19 protein-coding genes are annotated in these 21,470 nt (G+C 62.7%); 15 read left to right on the forward strand and 4 right to left on the reverse strand.

The genetic code is table 11. The features are described from left to right. Positions 1–3 precede the first annotated feature (3 nt). The 3 genes from AC1Q80_RS21030 to AC1Q80_RS21040 form a co-directional block, all read right to left on the reverse strand. A complete protein-coding gene (locus AC1Q80_RS21030; protein WP_492361696.1) occupies positions 4–1,323 on the reverse strand; it encodes an efflux RND transporter periplasmic adaptor subunit in 1,320 nt (439 codons plus the stop codon). A gap of 17 nt (positions 1,324–1,340) precedes the next feature. Then, the gene (hemA, locus tag AC1Q80_RS21035) at positions 1,341–2,696 is read right to left on the reverse strand and encodes a 5-aminolevulinate synthase (RefSeq protein WP_492361697.1); all 1,356 of its coding nucleotides are present in this window, start codon (positions 2,694–2,696) and stop codon (positions 1,341–1,343) included. 427 nt (positions 2,697–3,123) lie between these two features. Continuing rightward, positions 3,124–3,912, reverse strand: a complete 789-nt coding sequence (locus AC1Q80_RS21040) for a DeoR/GlpR family DNA-binding transcription regulator (protein WP_492361698.1) — start codon at positions 3,910–3,912, stop codon at positions 3,124–3,126. Positions 3,913–4,169: 257 nt separating this feature from the next. Here AC1Q80_RS21040 and AC1Q80_RS21045 point away from each other — a divergent pair, with 257 nt between their 5' ends. The 7 genes from AC1Q80_RS21045 (at position 4,170) to AC1Q80_RS21075 (ending at position 12,479) form a co-directional block, all read left to right on the forward strand. Next, positions 4,170–4,988, forward strand: a complete 819-nt coding sequence (locus AC1Q80_RS21045) for an inositol monophosphatase family protein (RefSeq protein WP_492361699.1) — start codon at positions 4,170–4,172, stop codon at positions 4,986–4,988. A 26-nt stretch (positions 4,989–5,014) separates the two neighbouring features. Next, on the forward strand, positions 5,015–6,076 hold the full coding sequence (locus AC1Q80_RS21050) for an ABC transporter ATP-binding protein (RefSeq protein ID WP_492361700.1): 1,062 nt from the start codon (positions 5,015–5,017) through the stop codon (positions 6,074–6,076). Then, entirely contained in the window at positions 6,073–7,713 is a 1,641-nt protein-coding gene (locus AC1Q80_RS21055) for an ABC transporter permease (RefSeq protein ID WP_209789171.1), read from the forward strand. The genes AC1Q80_RS21050 and AC1Q80_RS21055 overlap by 4 nt, the downstream gene beginning before the upstream one ends. Positions 7,714–7,781: 68 nt before the next feature. Continuing rightward, positions 7,782–8,759, forward strand: coding sequence for an extracellular solute-binding protein (locus tag AC1Q80_RS21060; RefSeq protein ID WP_492361701.1), 978 nt, complete (start codon positions 7,782–7,784; stop codon positions 8,757–8,759). A gap of 252 nt (positions 8,760–9,011) precedes the next feature. After that, a complete protein-coding gene (gene msrA, locus AC1Q80_RS21065) occupies positions 9,012–9,518 on the forward strand; it encodes a peptide-methionine (S)-S-oxide reductase MsrA (RefSeq protein ID WP_209789175.1) in 507 nt (168 codons plus the stop codon). 262 nt (positions 9,519–9,780) lie between these two features. Further along, the gene (locus AC1Q80_RS21070; protein ID WP_492361702.1) at positions 9,781–11,013 is read left to right on the forward strand and encodes a putative DNA modification/repair radical SAM protein; all 1,233 of its coding nucleotides are present in this window, start codon (positions 9,781–9,783) and stop codon (positions 11,011–11,013) included. After that, positions 11,013–12,479, forward strand: a complete 1,467-nt coding sequence (locus AC1Q80_RS21075) for a UdgX family uracil-DNA binding protein (protein WP_492361703.1) — start codon at positions 11,013–11,015, stop codon at positions 12,477–12,479. Before AC1Q80_RS21070 ends, AC1Q80_RS21075 begins: the two co-directional genes overlap by 1 nt. Positions 12,480–12,561: 82 nt before the next feature. On the opposite strand, the gene AC1Q80_RS21080 is transcribed toward AC1Q80_RS21075, so the two are convergent. After that, positions 12,562–13,530 (reverse strand): LysR family transcriptional regulator, encoded by a 969-nt coding sequence (locus AC1Q80_RS21080; RefSeq protein WP_492361731.1) that lies wholly within the window; start codon positions 13,528–13,530, stop codon positions 12,562–12,564. A gap of 163 nt (positions 13,531–13,693) precedes the next feature. On the opposite strand from AC1Q80_RS21080, the gene AC1Q80_RS21085 reads away from it, so the two are divergent. From AC1Q80_RS21085 to AC1Q80_RS21120, 8 genes are all read left to right on the forward strand, one after another. Further along, entirely contained in the window at positions 13,694–14,884 is a 1,191-nt protein-coding gene (locus AC1Q80_RS21085; protein ID WP_492361704.1) for a muconate/chloromuconate family cycloisomerase, read from the forward strand. Between the two features lie 2 nt (positions 14,885–14,886). After that, on the forward strand, positions 14,887–15,177 hold the full coding sequence (gene catC / locus AC1Q80_RS21090) for a muconolactone Delta-isomerase (protein ID WP_492361705.1): 291 nt from the start codon (positions 14,887–14,889) through the stop codon (positions 15,175–15,177). Positions 15,178–15,251: 74 nt separating this feature from the next. Continuing rightward, positions 15,252–16,190, forward strand: coding sequence for a catechol 1,2-dioxygenase (gene catA / locus AC1Q80_RS21095; protein ID WP_176353897.1), 939 nt, complete (start codon positions 15,252–15,254; stop codon positions 16,188–16,190). A 109-nt stretch (positions 16,191–16,299) separates the two neighbouring features. Beyond that, positions 16,300–17,658, forward strand: coding sequence for a Rieske 2Fe-2S domain-containing protein (locus AC1Q80_RS21100; RefSeq protein ID WP_492361706.1), 1,359 nt, complete (start codon positions 16,300–16,302; stop codon positions 17,656–17,658). Next, a complete protein-coding gene (gene benB, locus AC1Q80_RS21105; protein WP_173421429.1) occupies positions 17,655–18,143 on the forward strand; it encodes a benzoate 1,2-dioxygenase small subunit in 489 nt (162 codons plus the stop codon). The genes AC1Q80_RS21100 and benB overlap by 4 nt, the downstream gene beginning before the upstream one ends. Before the next feature lie 42 nt (positions 18,144–18,185). Beyond that, entirely contained in the window at positions 18,186–19,208 is a 1,023-nt protein-coding gene (gene benC / locus AC1Q80_RS21110; protein ID WP_492361707.1) for a benzoate 1,2-dioxygenase electron transfer component BenC, read from the forward strand. Continuing rightward, entirely contained in the window at positions 19,205–19,993 is a 789-nt protein-coding gene (gene benD / locus AC1Q80_RS21115; protein ID WP_492361708.1) for a benzoate diol dehydrogenase BenD, read from the forward strand. Before benC ends, benD begins: the two co-directional genes overlap by 4 nt. A 44-nt stretch (positions 19,994–20,037) precedes the next feature. Continuing rightward, positions 20,038–21,369, forward strand: a complete 1,332-nt coding sequence (locus AC1Q80_RS21120; protein WP_492361709.1) for an MFS transporter — start codon at positions 20,038–20,040, stop codon at positions 21,367–21,369. The last annotated feature ends 101 nt before the right edge of the window (positions 21,370–21,470 follow it).

Here is a 21,470-nt window from a genome sequence, read left to right on the forward strand (position 1 = left end):
GCCTCACCGGCTTGAGGCGATAACGGCGGCGGGCAAAACGGGCGTGACGCGCATGCCGGCGCGCACCAGGCCGCCCGACCGCAGGATGACCTGCTCGCCGGACGATACCCCTGAGACGATCTGGACAGCCTCGGCGGTCTTGCGGCCGGTGACGACGGCGCGCGTTTCGACGGTTCCGTTGGCCACCAGCTGCACCTGGCTGCCATCGGCCGTGGGCTGGACGGCGCTGAGTGGAAGGACGATCTGCATCTGCTCCGTCGTGCGGATTTCCGCGCGCGCAAAGGCGCCGAGCCTAACCATGACGTTCGGCGGAAGGGCTATGCGGACACGCGCCATTCTGGTGGTCGGTTCGATCCGCGGCGATAGATGCCGGACGGTGCCGGCCAGGGGTACCTCGATCCCCGGGATGGAGATGGAGGCTGCCGTTTCAGGCCGGATCCGATCCATCATGCGCATGGGAACCAGCGCCTCGAGCTCGAAAAGTCCGTCCCGGGCGATGCGAAACAGCGGCGTCTTTCCCGTGGCTATGTCGCCCACATGCGCGAAGCGCTCGACGATGATGCCGGACGCGGGCGCTCGTATACGCGTTCGCTCGAGATGGGCAGTCAGTTCGCGGCGCTTGACCAACGCGATGGCGCGCTCGGCCAAGGCGACCCTCTTTGCCTGTTGCGCGGTGGCAAGCTTGGCTTCGGCGACAAGCACATCGGCCTGGCGTTGCTCGAGGACATCCAGGGACGTTACTCCGGACTTCGAGAGTGGGTCGGCACGGGCAAGTGCCTTGCCAGCGAGATCGAGATTTGTTTGCGCAAGCGCGATCGTACTCTCGCTTTGGATCAACAGAGCGGTGGCACGCTCGATTTCGACGTCGTTCATCGCCAGGGCGATCTCGCCCAGGTCGGACATCAGGACGGCCAGGACCTGGCCCTCTCGAACCGTATCGCCTTCCTCGGCCAGGATGGACCGAATGCCGGCGCCATCGCTCTCCGTCCCCACGAGCACGTCCTCGCGGGCGACGATCGACCCGGAAACAGTGCTTGTGGTCGTGAGGTCGCCGGGTGACGCATTGACGACCGACACGCTCATCACGGAGGCATCGTCGCCAGAGGTGGCACCGGCCGATCCTGTAGCGACCGCCATTGCCGTCCCTGCGGTTGGGGAGAGATGGCCGACAACCATCGGGTAGGCTGCCGCAAGCAGGGCAGCTACGGCAATGAGTGCGACAGAACCGACCGTTCTGCGTCGCCTGTGGTTCTTTTCCGACGCGGTTCCTGGCTGTCGGTCCAGCGGCGACGTATCGAGATGTGTTGGTCGTCTGCGGATCATGACGACACCTCTTGCCCCTATGAGTGCATCTCGTGGACGGGAACATCGTCGGCCGCCGTCGCGGGCACCAGCGCCATCACTTTTCGACAGCCCTCGCATTGCGCGGGGTCGGGCAGAGGCAGCCTGTTTGCCACGCGCCAGCGCGGCATCGTCGGTCCGATCGGCCGGGTGCGGGCGAGGTGATGCTGCGACCAGACCGCATCGAGCGCGTCGACGAGATAGTCGATGTCTTCGTAACTGTGCAGCGGCGACGGGGTGATCCTCAGCCTCTCGGTGCCGCGCGGCACGGTCGGGTAATTGATCGGCTGAATGTAGATATCGAAGCCATCGAGCAGCCGGTCGGAAACGGCCCGACACTTTGCCGCGTCGCCAACGACGACCGGAACGATATGGCTTGGATTGTGCATATGCGGGATGCCGGCGGCGTCGAGCTTGTCGCGCAGCATGCGCACCCTGTCCTGCTGTGCCCTGCGCTCGCTCTGGCTGGTCTTCAGATGCCGGACGGAGGCTAGGGCACCGGCTGCCAGCATCGGCGGCAGCGCGGTCGTGAAGATGAAGCCGGAGGCGAAGGAGCGCACGAAATCGACGATCGGCCCCGTCGAGGCAATATAACCTCCGACCACTCCGAACGCCTTTCCAAGCGTACCCTGGACGATGGTCAGGCGATCCATGACGCCGTCGCGTTCGGCGACGCCGGCGCCACGGCGACCATAGAGCCCGACCGCATGCACTTCATCCAGGTAGGTCATGGCATTGTAGCGGTCGGCAACGTCGCAAAGTTCCTTGATCGGGGCGATGTCACCATCCATCGAATAGACGGATTCGAATGCGACAAGCTTGGGCCGATCGGGCTCCACCTGTTCCAGGCAGCGGGCGAGATCTTCCGGGCTGTTGTGTTTGAAAATCCGGTAGTCCGCGCGCGAGTGGCGGATGCCCTCGATCATCGAGGCGTGATTGCCTGCATCCGACAGAACGACGCATCCCGGCAACTTGGCCGCAAGCGTCGACAGCGCCGCCCAGTTGGAGACATAGCCTGATGTGAACAGCAATGCTGCTTCCTTGCGGTGTAGATCGGCCAGTTCGCGCTCAAGCAACACATGCGCGTGGTTCGTGCCTGCGATGTTGCGCGTTCCGCCGGCACCGGCGCCGGACAGGTCCAGCGACTGGTGCATGGCGCTTCGGACTTTCTCGTGCTGGCCCATCCCGAGGTAGTCATTCGAACACCAGACCATGACCTCGCGAACACGATCTCCCTCGTGGAGTCTGGCATGCGGAAAAGCGCCGGCCATGCGTTCGATATCGGCAAAGACACGATATCGCCCTTCCTGGCGCAGTCCCTCCAGGGCGTTGGTAAAAAAGACACTGTAGTCCATTGCCCCCTCCTCAGTGCGGTTGGCTCGATCCGTCCGGAATGGTCGATTTCGAACCCTCGTATAGTAGGGCTTTTTAGGAAGGCGTGACACAGACTTAGGTTCAGCGAGGTTTTCGACGTAGGTACCGGCCCCGCAAGACCAAAGTCCGATGTGAGATCTTGCCGTTGACATTTCGCACGACAGAAAGGCCTGCGAGGAGCGCTACCACCGTGCCGGTGGTGCCCACGGCCAGGATGACGACCTTGCGGCAATCGATGGATGAGCGTGCGTCGAGCCGCACGCCGTAGCGCTTTACATCGTTTGCGAGCACGGATTCCCACCCGAGACGGGGTGAGATATGAATTCCTCCCGGTGAGCGACACGGTTTCGTGCGAACGCCTTTCGGTCCTGCAGTTGGCGTGACCGGTTCCGCGCTATCAGAAGCGGCCTATTCGCCCGCGACGACAAGCCCTTCGACAGCGGCCGCTAGCGCATCGAAGCCGGGCTTTTGACGGGCTTTCGAATCGGTGATGAGATGGGCCATCTCTCCGGTCTCGCAGAAGACCGAACGGCTGACGACACCCACCTTGGAATGGTCGGCGAGAATGATCGTCCGGCCGGAATTGCGCACCATGGCACGGGCGATCTCGGCGCCATGGAGAAAATAGTTCATCGCGCCCATCGTGGCGTCGACACCCCAGGGAGCAAGGAGCGCAATGTCCGCGCGGTAGCGCTGGATGTCGTTGATGGTTGCCTCGCCGAAGGTCTCCATCGGATCCTGCTTTACGTTTCCGGCGAGCAGAATGACGCGCGTGCCGCGCGAAAGCTCGCCGGCCCGTTCCGTCAGTTGGCTGGCAACGTCGATGGAATTGGTGAGGATGGTGAGGTTGCTGAGGCCGCTCGGGCCGGCGAGCGCCTCGGCCATCGTCGAACTGGTCGAGCCCGCATCCATGAAGATGGTCTGGCCGCTTTCGAGGTACCCGAGGGCGGCCGCGCAGATCGCACGCTTCTCTTGCAGACGCAGCGTGATGCGCACGCCGAAGGTCGTGTCCTCCCGCGTTACCGGAACAGCGCCGCCGCGCACCCGACGCAACTCCCCTGCCATCTCCATTTCCATGAGGTCGCGGCGGATCGTTTCGCGCGACACGCCGAAATCATCGACGATGCGGTCGATCGATACCTGGCCATAGGCCGCAAGCAGCGAACGGATTTTCTGTTGACGCTCTTCTTGCCACATCGCGAAGCCTCCCTTGCAGCTTCTTGATATGCGACGCCTCGCATTGCCACAAGCGCCATATCGCTCGCCGCATAAAAACACATATTGCCACGAAAAACGCATATTGCCACATTCGACAATTGCCTGTACGTAGATCGCACAGGTCGGACTTACCCGATCAGCATCTTCAATCAGTCGGAGCCAAGGCCGGCGCCCAACCTGCATGCATTGCGGGAACGATGGCGGCTGCCGGCAAACGGGAAAGCGTAAAACAGAGAATGACCAGCGCCGCCCTCATCGAAGACAAACATGTGGCATTCGCCGTGGAGCTGGCGGATATCGCTCGGGCCGTGCTCAGGGAAAACCGCCTGGCGCGGGTCGACGTCTCGGTCAAGGCGGACCGCAGCCTTGTGACGGCCATGGACATCCTCATCGAGGACCGGCTGCGCGGCATGATTTCCGCGCTGTATCCCTCCCACGGCATCATCGGCGAGGAGCGCGACTGGGTCCGCCCCGGCAGCGAACATGTCTGGGTGCTCGATCCGATTGACGGTACGACGGCCTTCATCGCCGGTATGCCCGTCTACGGTACGCTGATCGCGCTTGCCGTCGGCGGCGTGCCGCGCCTCGGCATCATCGACATTCCGGCAATCGACTCGCGCTGGATCGGCGCTGAAGGCCGGCGCACGACGCGCAATGGCCAGAAGGTCAGCGTGCGTTCCTGCGCCTCGCTTGCCGAGGCGATCATGACCAACAGCAACCAGGATTATCTGGCACAGAACGAACGCCCTGCGCTCGACCGGCTGCGCGCGGCCACCAGCGCGCGGGTCTATGGCGGGGCGAGCCTCAACTATGGCCTTCTTGCCGATGGGCGCACCGATCTGGCGCTTGATGGCGGCCAGAAGGTTTTTGATTTCGCGCCCTTCCGGCCCATCGTCGAAGGTGCCGGCGGTATCGTCACGGACTGGGCCGGCGCGCCGCTGACGCTGGAAAGCTCCGGCCAGCTGCTGGGGGCGGGCGACGCCAGGGTGCACGCCCAGGCGCTCGATCTCGTCAAGGACATGAAATCCGGCTCTGCCGTTTCGGTCAGCGCATAAGCCTGAAGACAAAGAAGAGGGAACTCATGGGCATAGCGATCTCCAACCTGTCGGTGCGATACGGCGCCGAGACCGTCATTTCCGGCCTGTCGCTGGATATTCCGCAAGGCTGCTTCTTCACGCTGCTCGGCCCCTCCGGCTGCGGCAAGACCACACTGTTGCGCACCATTGCCGGTTTTGCGCCGGCAAGCGGCGGCCAGATCCGTTTCGGCGGACGCGACGTCACCGAACTGCCGCCGCACAAGCGCGCGATCGGCATGGTGTTCCAGGACTACGCGCTCTTTCCGGACAAGACGGTGGCCGACAACGTCGCCTACGGCCTGCGTGCGCGCGGCGAAAAGGGCGAGGGTGTCGAGCGCAAGGTGAAGGCAGCACTCGAGCGGGTCGGCCTTGGCCATCTGCTTTCCCGCCATCCGGCAGCCCTTTCCGGCGGCCAGCGTCAGCGCGTGGCGCTCGCCCGCGCGCTGGTGATCAAACCGACGGTCCTGCTGATGGACGAACCGCTCTCCAATCTCGATGCGAAACTCCGCGTCCAGATCCGCGAGACGATCATCGAATTGCAGCGCGAGGCGAATATCACCACGGTCTTCGTGACGCACGACCAGGAAGAAGCGCTGTCCATGTCCGATCTGATCGGTGTGATGAACAAGGGCAAGGTCGAGCAGCTGGGCACGCCGCAGCAGATCTATGCGACGCCCCGCACCGGCTACGTCGCCGATTTCGTTGGTGCAGCGAACCGAACAGAGGTTGCCGTGCGCTCGACCTCTCCGGGTCTCGTCGAGTTTGAAGTCGCCGGCAACCGCCTGCTGGCGACGGACGCACTGGAGGGCCCAGCCGAGCACGGTCTCCTCGTTCTTCGACCGGAGGACCTGAAGATTTCTTCAGCGCCGGTTGCCGGCCTGCAATCGTTGCCGGCAACCATCCGTGGCCGGCAATATCTCGGCGCCCGTACCAGCTACAGCGTCGAATGCGCAGGCGGCCTCGTCCTCAATGCGGAACTGCACGGTGCAGGGCACGACGCCTTCCTGCCGGGTGCCTCTGTCCACCTCGGCTTCGATCCCGCCGCGGCACGGGTGATCCGGTCATGAACCCGTCTCTTCTGCGCTCCCCCTGGCCCTGGTTTTCCGCGCTGGCGCTTGCTCTACTCGGCGTCTTCGTCGTCTATCCGCTGCTTTACATCTTCACCGCGAGCTTCTTCGGAGACGGCGGCTCGGGCTGGGTCCAGCTCATGCATGATGGGCGCAGCCTGGCGGCCATCGGCAATACGCTGGTGCTCGCCTGCGTCGTCACGCTGTGTTCGACGCTGATCGGCGTGCCGCTTGCCTATGTCTCGGCGCGCTTCCGTTTCCGCGGCAAGCTGCTGATCACGCTGCTGCCGCTCATCACGCTGGTCATTCCGGAAGTCGTGACGGCGCAGACCTGGCTGATGATCCTGGGCAACAACGGCCTCATCACCCGCTTCCTGAAGGGCCACGGGATCTTCCTCCCGAGTTTCTACGGCTGGTTCGGCCTCATCACGTCGATGAGCTTTATCTACTACACCTATGTCTATATCGGCACGGTGGCAGCCATCGGCAAATTCGATGCACAGCTGGAGGAGGCCGCCCAAAGCCTCGGTACGGCACCGGTGCGCTCGCGCTTCCATGTCATGTTGCCGGTCATTCGCCCAGCGATCCTTGCCTCGGCATTGCTCGTCTTCACCATGGTCGTCGGTAATTTCGCGATCTCGACCATCCTTGGCCACAACGTGCCGCTGCTTTCGGTCGCGATCTATCAGGCGGCCGTGGCGGAGGGCGCGAGCAACCTCACCATGCAGAGCACGCTTGCCAGCACCTCCGTGCTGATCGTCATGGGTCTGCTCTTCGTCAATCGCCGCATCATCGCCAGGGGCCGTTACGAGATCGTGCAGGGCAGGGGCGCCAAGCCCCAACCGCTGAAGGGCGGCCGGGGCGTGCTCGTCAGCGCTGCTGCGGGCGTCGTCGTCGCCATCTCGCTGCTGCCGCTCTTAACTATTGCCGTGGGCGCCTTCACGGTTTCGCGTGGCCCGGTCATGCGCTGGGGGGAATGGACACTCGACAACATGGCCCGCGTCTTCATCACGGCGCCCGGCCCGCTGGTCAATTCGATCCTTTTTGCCGGCATCGCCACGCTCATTTCGGTCGCCTTCAGCACGCTCGTCAGCTACCTCGTCGTCAAGAAGCCCAATCTGGTAACGCCGCTGATCGACTATGTCGCAGCCATTCCACTGGCGCTCTCGGGCACCGTTCTCGGCGTCGGGTTGCTCGCCTCCTTCAACGGCGGCTTCCTCTCGCTGACCGGGACCTCGACGATCATCGTGCTCGCCTATGTCATCCGCCGCATGCCCTTCGGCATGCGCAACGGCCAGGCGATCCTGCACAACATCCCGAACTCCATCGAAGAGGCGTCCATCAGCCTCGGCTCGCCGCCGTTCAGGACGTTCCTGCGCGTGGTGCTGCCGATGATGCTGCCTGCCGTCGCCTCGGCCGCGATCCTGACCTGGACGACCACCGTCTCCGAACTCTCGGCTTCGCTGCTTGTCTATTCCGGCGGCCGCGAAACCCTGCCGATCCAGATCTTCCGGCTGATCGACTCGGGCTTGATGGCCTATGCCTCGGCCTATGGCCTGGTGCTGGTTGCCGTGATCCTGCTGCCGGTCGTGATCGCCACGACCGTGTTCAAGGTGGACCTGTTCGGCTCGAAGTGAAGATCAACGACCATCCGGCCGCGTGAGGGACGCGGCCGATCTCAGACCAACCAGGAGGAACTGCCATCATGAAACTTGCCGCAACGACCATGCTTCTCGCCGGCTTTGCCGCAGCAGGCGCCGCCGCTGCCGATCCCGTGATCTACACCACCAACCCGGTCCCGGCCGTAGAGGCCGTGCAGGCCGTCATCAAGGAGAAGGCCGGGCTGACGACCGGCATCATTACCGGTGGCAGCGGTGTTTTGCTGCGCCGCATCGAGGCGGAGAAGGCCGCCCCCCAGGGCGACGTCTTCTGGTCGTCCTCGGCCAACACGATGGGCGCTTTCAAGGATGTGCTTGAACCCTACACCTCGCCGGAACTGGCCGCCATGCCTGCGGACCTGCGTGTTCCCGAAGATTACTTCCAGCCCGCCAACGTCCATGTCGTCACCGTGATGGTCAACACCGACCAGCTGAACGGTTCCGCGGCGCCGGCCGACTGGAAGGACCTGGCCGATCCGTCCTGGAAGGGTCGTATCGTCCTGCCCGATCCGGCCAACAGCTCGACCGGCTACACGATCGTCTGGGGCCTGTCGAAGCTGCTCGATGAAGCGACCTACAAGGCGCTGGTTGCCAATCTCGTCGTCAGCAGTTCGTCTTCGGCCGTGCCGAAGGGCGTGGCCATGGGCGAATATGCCGTCGGCATCACCTTCGAGACGAACAGCTACAGCTATGTCGACGGCGGCCAGACGGAGATCAGCATCGTCTACCCCTCCTCCGGCACCTTCACGACGCCGGAATTCGCTGCGCTCGTCAAAGGCGCACCGGCTGGCGACAATGCCAAGAAGACAATTGATACGCTGCTTTCCAAGGAAGCGCAGATCGAGTTACTGAAGGTCGCCTTTCGCCGTCCGAGCCGCACGGACATCCAGGTTTCCGACTTCGTGAAGCTGCCGGAACTCGCCTCGATCAAGGTCTTCAAGATCGACGAGGAAGAGGCCGCCCGCAGCCGCGACACATTCCTCGCGGAATGGGCCGCTCTGCCGAAGGCCGGTTCGAGCAAGTAACGATCCTGCCGTGCAAGGAAGCCGCCTCGGGCTCACGCCTCAATGCGGCTTCCTTGCAGCGTGGGGTGGTGTGCGGGCAACTCTCCCGCCCGCACGCCACCATCCCTTGACCTTCCTTGCGCCGGGTCTGACGTCTTTGCCTGTGTCGGGCTGCGTTCCTGGATCAACTCCGCGGCACTGCGGTTCATTCCGCTCGGCGAAATGAACGCCAAGCGCTATGGTGCCGATCTCAAGCAAGTGGAGACATAACAAATGACCGAGAAAGCTGTTTTGGCTGGTGGCTGCTTCTGGGGCATGCAGGATCTGATCCGCGCGCTGCCCGGCGTCATCGAGACCCGCGTGGGCTATACCGGCGGCGATGTGGCCAATGCCACCTATCGCAACCATGGCACACACGCCGAAGCCATCGAGATCGTTTTCAATCCCGAGATGATCAGCTATCGCCGGATTCTGGAGTACTTCTTCCAGATTCACGACCCGACCACGCTCGACCGGCAGGGCAACGATATCGGTACCTCCTACCGATCGGCGATTTACGTTCTTGGGGATGAGCAGCGGCGAATAGCCGAAGATACCATTGCGGATGTGGATGCGTCGGGCCTTTGGCCAGGAAAAACCGTGACGGCGGTCGAGCCGGCCAGCGCTTTCTGGGAAGCGGAGCCGGAACACCAGGACTACCTGAAGCGCTATCCCAACGGCTACACCTGCCATTTTCCGCGGGCGAATTGGGTGCTGCCCAAGCGGGAGGCGGCCGCCTAGGCTGCAGCCCGACCATTTGCGGTAGAGATCATTGTGGCGCCCCGGCTCGAAGCTGGAGCGCCTTTGCCGTTTCTGAGCGATGCCCAGGGTGGCCGACCGGGGACACGCGGGTCCAACCGCCTCGCTCGACGGTGTCATCGGCATCACCCGGCCCGTTGCCGGCACGGTCTTCCACAGTCAGCAAATCGCGACGCCGGGCACGAACCGGCATGAAGCACGTCGATGTTGACGCAAGCACGAATGGAACATATAGTGAACAAATATGAAGAAATCACTCAAAGAACGGCTCGCAATCCTCTCGGATGCGGCAAAGTACGACGCCTCGTGCGCTTCGAGTGGAACCGTCAAGCGAAGCTCGGCGGATACCGGCGGGTTGGGGTCGACGGAAGGCTCCGGCATTTGTCATGCCTATGCTCCCGATGGCAGATGCATTTCGCTCCTCAAGATACTGCTGACGAATTTCTGCATCTATGACTGCGCCTATTGCATCAATCGCTCGTCAAGCAATGTCGAGCGTGCGAGGTTCACGGCGGAAGAAGTCGTCTGGCTGACGATGGAATTCTACCGGCGCAATTATATCGAAGGGCTGTTTCTCTCGTCCGGTATCATTCGGTCATCGGATTACACGATGGAAGAGATGGTCCGCATCGCCCGGGCTTTGCGCGTTGACCACAATTTCTCCGGATACATTCATCTGAAATCCATCCCCGAGGCATCGCCGCTGCTGGTCGAGCAAGCCGGCCTCTATGCCGACCGGCTTTCCATCAACATCGAACTTCCGACAGACGCGGGTCTTGCGGCCTACGCGCCGGAAAAGCGGCCGGCTCACATCCGCAGATCGATGGGGGAGTTGCGGCTGAAGATCGATGAGGCCAATGACGCGACACTGCAGACCAAGCGAAGGAAGCGCTTCGTGCCGGCGGGTCAAAGCACCCAGATGATCGTCGGAGCCGACCAGGCGAATGACCGCGTGGTCCTCGCCACGAGCGCCAGGCTCTACGGCAGTTATGGACTGCGCCGGGTGTATTATTCGGCCTTCAGTCCCATTCCCGATGCATCCCGCAAGCTGCCGCTGATCAAGCCGCCGATGATGCGCGAGCACAGGCTTTATCAGGCGGACTGGCTCTATCGCTTCTATGGGTTCGACATCGATGAAATCACCGCCAACCAGCCGGATGGCATGCTTGATCTCAAGCTTGACCCCAAGCTTTCCTGGGCGCTGGTCAATCGGCATTTTTTCCCGCTCGACGTCAATTCCGCGTCGAGAGAAGCGCTTTTGCGCGTTCCCGGCCTTGGCACGAAGGCCGTCAGGGCCATTCTTTCGGCACGTCGTTTGCGTCGTCTGAGGTTGGAGGATCTTGCCCGGCTGCACATCTCGGTCAAGAAGGTGCGGTCATTCCTGTCGACGGAGGGCTGGACGCCGCACAAGTTGATCGACCGATCGGATTTACGCTCGATGTTCGAGCCCAAGCCCGAACAGCTGGATCTGTTTTGATGCGGGTCGTTGCCCTGGAAGGACGAGGTGAGCTCGGCGAATGGCGCGATGCGGCGCGCAGGCTGCTGCTTGCGGGCGTGCCGCCGGAGGCGGTTGAATGGCGTCAAGAGGCCGATGCAAGCGCCGATCTGTTTGATCGGGAGCGAGGTGATCCGGAGAAGCAAGTGCCGTTGGAGCATGCCTCACCGGCGTTGACGGTGCCCAGGCTGTTCCTCGACCTTGCGGCCACCGCCATCTGTCATGCCGATCCGGTTCGGTTCGGCGTTCTCTACCGGGTTCTCCATCGACTGCAACGGGATCGCGACCTGTTGGGTAACGCGACGGATGGCGACGTCACAGCGCTGCACGGATTGGCCAAATCGGTCCGGCGCGACAGTCACAAGATGACGGCCTTTGTTCGTTTCAAGGAGGTCGGCCCGAGTGGAGACGCAGGCCGTCGTCGTTTCGTCGCGTGGTTCGAGCCGGATCACTACATCGTCGCTCGGGTCGCGCCGTTCTTTCACAGGCGGTTCTTCGACATGGATTGGATGATCGCAACCCCGCGCGGCATCGCCGCTTGGGACGGCAAGCTGCTGGAGGTGTCGTCAACCCCGGGCCAAAAGACCGCGTTGTCGGACGACACCGAAGAACTCTGGCGCACCTATTTTTCCAGCATCTTCAATCCCGCCCGACTGAAGGTGAAGGCGATGCAGGCGGAAATGCCGAAGAAGTACTGGAAAAACCTTCCGGAGGCCTCGCTTATTCCCGCGATGATCGCAGGTGCTGAGGCGAGCGTCGTTGCCATGGGCGAGCGAATGGCACGAGACCCGCCAGCCTTTCATGCGCGAATTGAGGCCGCAGCAAAAGTGCGGGAAGAAGGGCCGCCGGTGCCCGGGACATTGGAGGAACTTCGTGCCGAGGCGTCCCGCTGCACTCGGTGCCCACTCCATTGCAGCGCCACGCAGGCGGTGTTCGGAGAAGGGCCGGCCGATGCCCCAATCATGATCGTCGGCGAGCAGCCCGGAGACCTGGAGGATCTCGCCGGACGACCGTTTGTCGGACCGGCCGGCAAGCTTTTTGACGCGGTGGCCCACGAAGCCGGGCTCGATCGCCGTTCCCTTTATGTCACCAATGCCGTCAAACATTTCAAATACGAGATGCGTGGCAAGCGGCGCCTGCACCAAAGGCCCGATGCTGGCGAGGTGGAACATTGCAGGTGGTGGCTCGACCTCGAACTGGCACTGGTCAAACCGAGGCTGGTCGTGGCGATGGGGGCGACAGCGCTGTTCGCGCTCACCGGAGAGCGCCCGAAGATTGCCAATGTCAGGGGAACGATACGGCGCTCAGACCATGATCCGGCCGTGTTCGTCACAGTTCATCCATCCTTCCTGCTGCGCATTCCGGATGCCGCCCGCCGAGAGGTCGAGATGGTCCATTTCAAGAAAGACCTGGCCGCGGTCGCTGCGTTTGGTGCGCCCGGGTCATAAAAGCGATCGGATGATCGCGAGGCCACCGGTCGCCCGAGATAGCCGCTTGACGTGCGCGGTTGCCAGGAGGGGATTGCGCCTGTCAAAACCTCTCTAGGTGCGCCGTTGGGCTGCCGGTCGAGCCACGGGTGGGAAGAAGGTTGTATTCCGGATCCAGCCATGGCGGGTTTTCCGCGTACATCTCCTCGATCAGCCGTTTGACGAGTTCGATGTACCGGGAATTGTCGCCGACGCGGTGGCTGAGAATGACCGGCGAGGTTGCGCCCTCTCCCTCAAGCAGACGGTAATGCACGTCAGACCGCATCTGCCGTGCGGAGGAGGGGATGATGCAGACGCCGGCTTCAGCGGCCACCAGCCCGAGGGCCGTCTGGATCTCCCGCACTTCCTGGACCTCGGCCGGGCGTGCGTCATGGCTCTGCAGCAGGTTGAGCACATGGTCGGCATAGCCGGGGCGAGGTTCCTTGGGGTAGACGATGACCTTCTGACCGGCAAGGGCGGCGACCGCAAGCGGCGAGGCATCCTCGGCAAGCGGCGTATCTTTGGGTATGGCGACGACTAGGCGTTCTTCGCGCAACACTGTGCCGACCACGTTCGGATCACTATGGCGCAGGCGACCAAACCCCATGTCGATACGACCCTCCTTGAGGGCGGGGATCTGCTGGACGGAGACCATTTCCAACAGCTGGATATCCACTTCCGGGGCGTGCTGGCGCAGTTTTCGCACGAGCGAGGGCAGCCCGCCATACAAGGTCGAGGCAACGAAGCCGATGGACACGACGCTGTTCTGGTTCAAGCCGATGCGGCGGGTTGCCGCCTGCATCTGTTCGACCCGGCCGAGAACCTGCAGCGCCTGCTCGTAGAAAAGACGCCCTGCCTCGGTCAGCCGGACCGGGCGGCTCTTGCGGATGATGAGGGGGACGCCAAGGTCCTCCTCGAGCAACTGGATCTGCCGGCTCAGGGGCGGTTGGGCGATGTGCAGCATTTGGGCCGCGCGGGTAAAATTTCGCTCGCGCGCGACGGCTACGAAATAGCGAAGCTGGCGGAGATCCATCATTTGCTTGCACCCCTTAGGCCGATTTCGCTGGTGTCGACGATATGCTGCACCGCGGGAAGTGCCGATAGGGTGACATTTTTTCGCCTATGATACCAGAAAGGTATCGTAGCAGACGCAATTGATGTTGGACGGGACTTCGTGCCCGGCGCAAAGTCGCCCCATGAACACGACCTTGACATCCGTTGGCCCGACTGCAGCAGCGTTCCCTCTGGTGGAGCGCATCGAGACCCTGCTCGTCGATCTGCCGACCATCCGGCCGCACAAGCTCTCGGTGGCGACCATGAACGGCCAGACCCTGATGCTGGTCAAAGTCCATTGCAGCGACGGCATCGTCGGCATCGGCGAGGGCACCACGATTGCGGGCCTGGCCTATGGCGGCGAAAGCCCGGAAAGCATGAAGCTTGCGGTCGATACCTATTTTCGCCCCGTCATGGTCGGTCAGGACGCAACCGCGGTTCGGGCGCTGATGGCGCGCATCGGCAAGATGGTCAAGGAGAACCGCTTCGCCAAATGTGCGGTTGAAACCGCACTCCTCGACGCGCATGGCAAGCGGCTCGGCCTGCCCGTCAGCGAGCTGCTGGGTGGGCGTTTGCGAAGCCGCCTGCCGGTCGCCTGGACGCTGGCATCCGGTGATACGAAGACCGATATCGCCGAGGCCGAGAAGATGCTCGACCTGCGCCGTCACAGGATCTTCAAGCTCAAGATCGGAGCACGACCGCTGCGCCAGGACATCGCCCATGTTGCGGCGATCAAGTGGGCGCTCGGCGAACGCGCCTCGGTGCGGGTCGACGTGAACATGGCCTGGAGCGAGACGGATGCTGCCTATGGCATGGCCGCGCTGGCCGACGCCGGTTGCGATCTGGTCGAACAGCCGGTCGCCTCGGCGGCGGCGCTCGCACGGCTTGTGCGTCGCTTTCCCGTCGCGCTGATGGCCGATGAATCGCTGCACGGCGCCGAAAGCGCCTTCGAACTGGCGAAAGTCAGTGGTGCGGACGTCTTTGCCGTCAAGATCGAGCAAAGCGGCGGGCTCTTCAATGCCCAGCGGGTGGCGACGATCGCCGACGCAGCCGGCATCGGCCTTTATGGCGGCACGATGCTTGAAGGCGCCGTCGGCACCGTAGCGTCGGCGCAGGTGTTCTCGACCTTTGCCAACCTCCAATGGGGGACGGAACTGTTCGGGCCGCTGCTCCTGACCGAAGAGATTCTGGCGACACCGCTCGTCTACAGCGAGTTCGAACTAACCGTGCCATCCGGGCCCGGACTCGGCATCGAGCTGGATGCCGAGCGCGTGGCCTTCTTCACCCGCGATGGACTACGCAAGACGATCAGCATTGCCGGGCAGGGAGGCTGAATATGCTCTTTCATGTGCGCATGAACGTGAACATTCCAGACGATCTGCCGCAGGCCGAGGCGGCCGAGATCATCGCCCGGGAAAAGGCCTATTCGCAGGAGCTGCAGAAGAGCGGCAAGTGGCGACATATCTGGCGCATTGTCGGCCAATACGCGAACTACAGCGTCTTCGACGTGAAGGACAATGCGGAGCTGCACGAGATACTTTCCGGCCTTCCGCTGTTCAAGTTCATGGAGATCGAGGTGACGCCGCTCGTGCGGCATCCCTCGTCGGTTCGCGACGACGATAGCTAGATCATCTTTGGCGCTGCGCCCGGGAGGACGCGAATGGCGCGAATTTATTGAGCAATCCAAGAGGAGGATAAAAAATGAACGTGCAGATCTTCGACAGGCCGGAGACACAGGACTTTCTCAAGGTTCTGAGCGGCCTCGACAACAACGGCGGCAGCCCGCGTGTCAAGCAGATCGTCCACCGGATCATGTCTGACCTGTTCAAGGCCATCGACGATCTCGACATCACCCCCGATGAATACTGGACCGGCATCGCCTGGCTCAACGAGATCGGCGCCACCAGCCAGGCCGGGCTGATCTCGCCCGGTCTTGGCCTCGACCATTTCCTCGATGAGCGCCTCGATGCGATCGATGCGGCTCTCGGCATTGAAAATCCGACCCCACGCACCATCGAAGGCCCGCTTTACGTGGCCGGCGCGCCTGTGTCGCACGGATTTGCCCGCCTCGACGATGGCACCGACGAAAACGGCCACACCCTGATCATGCACGGCACCGTCTTCGGCGCCAATGGCAAGCCGTTGCCGGGGGCCACCGTCGAAGTCTGGCACTGCGACACCCGCGGTTTCTATTCCCACTTCGACCCGACGGGAAAGCAGGCGCCGTTCAACATGCGCCGCACGATCGTTGCGGATGAAAACGGCTGTTACAAGTTCCAGAGCATCGTGCCGCATGGCTATGGGGTACCACCCGGCAGCCCGACCGAACGGCTGTTGTCGGCGCTTGGCCGCCATGGCCAGCGTCCGGCCCATATCCACCTGTTCATCAGCGCCGGCGATCACCGCAAGCTGACGACGCAGATCAACATCGAAGGCGATCCGCTGGTCGATGACGATTTCGCCTATGCCACAAGGGACGGACTGGTTCCGGCCGTCACCGAACGGACCGACGAGGCCAGCATCAAGGCCAATGGCCTGGCCGGGCCCTTCGCGGAGATCAAGTTCGACATCCACCTGACGGCGCTGGTCGACGGCATCGACAACCAGGTCAACGAACAGCGCAAGCGCGCGGCCGCCTGAGCGGCAAAACCGGCGGCCCGGATGGGCCGCCATCCCCGACAATCATCGTCATAAACGACTGTGTTGCAAAGGCTGCGCCCTCAAGTGCGCGCTTTGCGGGAGATAGATCATGTCTGCGATCATCGACAAGGCCCGGGACCTCAATCATCTGCTCGCCACCGCCGTGCAGGACGACAAGGAGGCCGGCATATTCCGTTGCCGCCGCGACATCTTCACCAACGAAGACCTGTTCGAGCTGGAGATGAAACACATCTTCGAAAGCAACTGGGTCTATCTGGCCCATGAGAGCCAGATCCCCGACAACAACGACTACTACACGACCTATATCGGCCGTCAGCCGGTGGTCGTCACGCGCGACAAACACGGCGAACTGCATGCGGTCATCAATGCCTGTGCGCATCGCGGCGCGATGCTGTGCCGCCGCAAGCACGGCAACAAGGGCAGCTTCACCTGTCCCTTCCACGGCTGGACCTTTTCCAACAGCGGCAAGCTCTTGAAGGTCAAGGACGAAAAGTCCACGCAGTATCCGCCACAGTTTGGCAAGGACGGCTCGCATGACCTGAGGCGTGTCGCTCGGTTCGAAAGTTATCGTGGCTTCCTGTTCGGCAGTCTCAAGGAAGACGTTCCAGCCTTGGAAGACTATCTGGGCGAGACGAAAGTCATCATCGACCAGATCGTCGACCAGGCACCTGATGGACTGGAAGTGCTTCGGGGCAATTCGTCCTACATTTACGACGGCAACTGGAAACTGCAGATGGAGAACGGTTGCGACGGCTACCACGTCAGCTCCGTGCACTGGAACTACGCCGCCACCATGGGCCGGCGCAACGAGGAAGGCACAAAGGCGGTCGACGCCAACAGCTGGAGCCGCTCGGTCGCAGGGGTCTACGGGTTCGACAACGGCCATATCCTGTTGTGGACCAACACCATGAACCCCGAGGTCCGCCCGGTCTACAACCGGCGGGACGAGATCGCGGCACGGGTTGGCGAGGACAAGGCGGATTTCATCGTCAACCAGACCCGCAATCTCTGCCTCTATCCGAACGTCTTCCTCATGGACCAGTTCAGCACGCAGATCCGTGTGACGCGCCCGATCAGCGTCGACAAGACCGAGATCAGCATTTTCTGCTTCGCGCCGAAGGGCGAAAGTGCCACCGACCGCGCGCTGCGCATCCGCCAGTACGAGGATTTCTTCAATGTCTCCGGCATGGGCACGTCCGACGACCTCGAAGAATTCCGCGCCTGCCAGCAGGGTTACGCCGGAACGACAGCGCTCTGGAACGACCTGTCGCGCGGTGCGCCATTGTGGATCGACGGCCCGGACGAAAACGCCAGGCGCATGGGCATCGAGCCGTTGTTGTCAGGCGAGCGCAGCGAGGACGAGGGGCTTTTCGTCCGCCAGCACGAATACTGGGCCAAGGTGATGCGCGATGCGCTTGTGGCCGAAAAGAGCGGAGTGGTCTCATGAGCACTTCCTACGACGCCATCTGCGCCTTTCTCTATCGCGAAGCACGCCTTCTCGATGATCGCCAATGGGACGAGTGGCTGACCTGCTATGCGCCTGACGTCACCTACTGGATGCCGGCCTGGGACGACGACGATCAACTGACCGAGGATCCGCACTCGGAGATCTCGCTGATCTATTATCCGAGCCGCGACGGATTGGAGGACCGGGTGTTCCGCATCAAGACCGAGCGCTCCGGCGCCTCCACACCGGAACCGCGCACCAGCCACAACGTAACGAATGTCGAGGTGCTGGAGGACCGGGGCGGTGCGGTCGACGTGCGCTACAACTTCCAGACCCTGAATCATCGCTACAAGGTTACCGACCTGTTCTTCGGAACCATGTTCGTCACGCTGCAAAGGCAAGGCGACAGGCTGCTGATCGCCAGCAAGAAGATCGTGCTGAAGAACGATTACATCCGCCAGGTCGTCGACGTCTATCACCTTTGACGCACGTTGCCGGTCGGAACAGGGACTGAAGAGGAGGGTTCCATGAGCTGCTACAGGATCGCATTGAACTTCGAAGACGGGGTCACCCGTTTCATCGAATGCAAGGACGGCGAAAAAGTGCTCGACGCCGCCTTTCGCAACAAGATCAACCTGCCGATGGACTGTTCCGACGGCGTGTGCGGCACCTGCAAGTGCCGGGCCGAGAGCGGCAGCTACGACCTCGGCGATGACTTCATCGATGATGCGCTGACCTCGGACGAAGCCGAAAGCGGCCTGGTGCTGACCTGCCAGATGAAGCCGACATCGGATTGCGTGGTCGCAGTTCCAACGACATCGGCCGCTTGCAAGACCGGACAGCAGAGCTTCTCCGCGACGGTTGCGCGCGTGAGCCCGCACAATGACGCAGCGATCGTGCTCGAGCTCGATATCGACGAGGCGCCGGCTTTCCTGCCTGGGCAATATGCCAACATCGACGTGCCCGGCAGCGGCCAGAACCGTTCCTACTCGTTCAGCACGGCACCTGGCGAGGCGCGCATCGGCTTTCTCATCAAGAAGATCCCCGGCGGGCTGATGAGCAACTGGCTGGAGCGTGCCGAGGTCGGAACCACGCTGCAACTGACCGGGCCGCTCGGCAGCTTCTATCTCCGTGAGGTTCAGAGGCCACTCCTGTTTCTAGCCGGCGGTACCGGGCTTGCGCCGTTCCTGTCGATGCTGGAGGTGCTCGCCCGCGAAAACTCGCAGCAAAACATCCATCTGATCTATGGCGTCACGCGCGATCTCGATTTGGTCCTCGTCGACGAGATTGAGGCCTATGCCAAACGGCTTGCCAACTTCACCTTTGTGACCGTCGTGGCCGAGGAAGCCTCCAGTCATCCGCGCAAGGGCTGGGTCACGCAGCACATGCCGGCCGAAGTGCTCTACGGCGGCGACGTCGACGTCTATCTCTGCGGTCCGCCGCCGATGGTCGATGCCGTTCGCAGGCATTTCGACGAGAACGGCGTGACGCCGAACAGCTTCCACTACGAGAAGTTTACGCCGAATGCGGTCGCGAAGGTGGCCGCATGAGTGCGGGGCGCTTTAAAGGCCGGTTTTCCGGCAAGGTGCTGGTGGTGACCGGTGCGGCGCAAGGTATCGGTCGTGCGGTGGCGATCCGCGCGGCAGAAGAGGGCGGACGGGTTCTGTTCGTCGATCGCGCCGACTTCGTCGCCGATGCTGCGGCCGAGGCCCGGGATGCTGAAACCGCGGCCTTCAACGCCGACCTTGAAGCCTATGAGGGTGCGGCTGCCGCCATGCATTTCGCGGCGGAGACCTTCGGTGGCATCGATGTCGTGATCAACACGGTCGGTGGGGCGATCCGCATGCGGCCCTACGGTGAATTCGAGCCGCAGCAGATCGATGCGGAGATCCGCCGCTCGCTGATGCCGACGCTCTACTGCTGCCACGCCGCGCTGCCGCATCTGTTTGCGCGTGGCGGCGGCACCATCGTCAACGTCTCGTCGAACGCGACGCGGGGCATTCATCGCGTGCCCTATTCGGCGGCAAAGGGCGGTGTGAATGCCCTGACGCAATCGCTCGCCATGGAGCTTGCCGACCGCAACATCCGCGTTGTGGCCGCAGCGCCCGGAGGCACCGAGGCGCCGCCGCGCCGCGTTCCGCGCAATGCAGCGGGCGACAGCGAGGCCGAGAAGGGCTGGATGGGCGAGGTCGTTCAGCAGGTAAGGCAATCCAGCCTGATGAAGAGATACGGGACCATCGATGAACAGGTGGCGCCAATCCTGTTCCTGGCTTCGGACGAGGCTTCCTACATCACCGGAAGCGTGCTGCCGGTTGCCGGGGGAGATCTCGGCTGACGACGTGAGACATGAATGCGTAACGGACTCGGGGAGGAGTGATCATGCGCACCATCGATGTGAATGAAGCGATAGACAACAATCCGTTCGGGAGATTTCAGTGGCTGGTGGTCGCGCTCTGCGCTCTGCTGCTGATCGTTGACGGCTACGACGTCTTCGTCGCCGGCACCGTGCTGCCGACGCTGATTGCCGAGTGGGGCCTGAGCAAGCCGCAGGCTGGGGCGCTCCAGGCCTGGGCCTTGTTCGGCATGATGTTCGGCGCGCTCTTCTTCGGGCCTCTGGCTGACAGGATCGGCCGCAAGAAAGGCATCGCGATCAGCTTCCTGCTGTTCACCGTGTCGACGCTGCTCACCGGCTTTGCCAATTCGCCCGAACAATTCAAGGTCTTTCGGTTCTTTGCCGGCCTCGGTTGTGGTGGGTTGATGCCCAATGCGGTGGCGCTGATGAACGAATATGCGCCCAAGCGTCTTCGTGGCACCATGGTCGCCATCATGTTCTCCGGCTACTCGGTCGGCGGCATGGTCGCGGCCGGTCTCGGTATCGGCATCATTCCACAATTCGGCTGGAAGCCGATGTTCTTCGTGGCGGCGCTGCCATTGCTGCTCCTGCCGATCATCCTGTGGAAGCTGCCGGAATCGCTCGGTTTCCTCATCCGCCAGGGCAAACAGGAGAAGGCGAAACAGATCTACGCGAAGCTCGCGCCTGCACTCGCCCTTGGCGCCAGTGATCGGCTGGTGTTTTCCGAAGCCAAGGGCGCGTCCGCATCAATCGCGGAACTGTTTCGTCACCAGCGTGCGTTGCGCACGCTCATGCTGTGGACCGCCTTTTTCTGCTGCCTGCTGCTCGTCTATCTGCTTTCGTCCTGGTTGCCGAAGGTGTTGCAGGAAGCCGGCTATGCCGAGAAGGCAAGCCTGCTCAGCCTCTTCTCGCTCAATTTCGGCGGCATGGCCGGCGCGATCGTCGGCGGCCGGCTGGGCGACCGCTTCGGTCTGCCAAAGGTGGTGGTCGGCTACTTCGTTGCGGCCACCGCATCCATCGCGCTGATCGGCCTCAATCCGTCGGCAGGGATCCTGTTCCTCATGGTCTTCGTCGCAGGCGCCACCACCATTGGCACGCAGATCCTGCTCTATGCGAGCGTGGCGCAGCTCTACAATCTCTCTGTCCGTTCCACCGGGCTTGGCTGGGCGTCGGGCGTCGGTCGGATCGGCGCGATTGTCGGCCCGACGCTCGGCGGCGTGCTTCTTGCCAAGGAATTTCCGCTTCAACAGAACTTCCTAATCTTCTCGATTCCGGCGGCGGTCGCCGCGCTTGCCATGCTCGTATTTGCAGTCAGCAACGCCCGCAGCTCCGCAGTCGCCCGGCTTGCGACCGCCTGAGGTTATTCGGCTGATGTAGCAAGGCCGACCGCTCGCACTGGATTGTCCCGCCGCCCATTCTGGCCCGCCCCGATGGGCGGCGGACGCTCGACCATCCGGAC

Source organism: Ensifer sp. GW823-FHT05D09 (genome assembly GCF_058795755.1).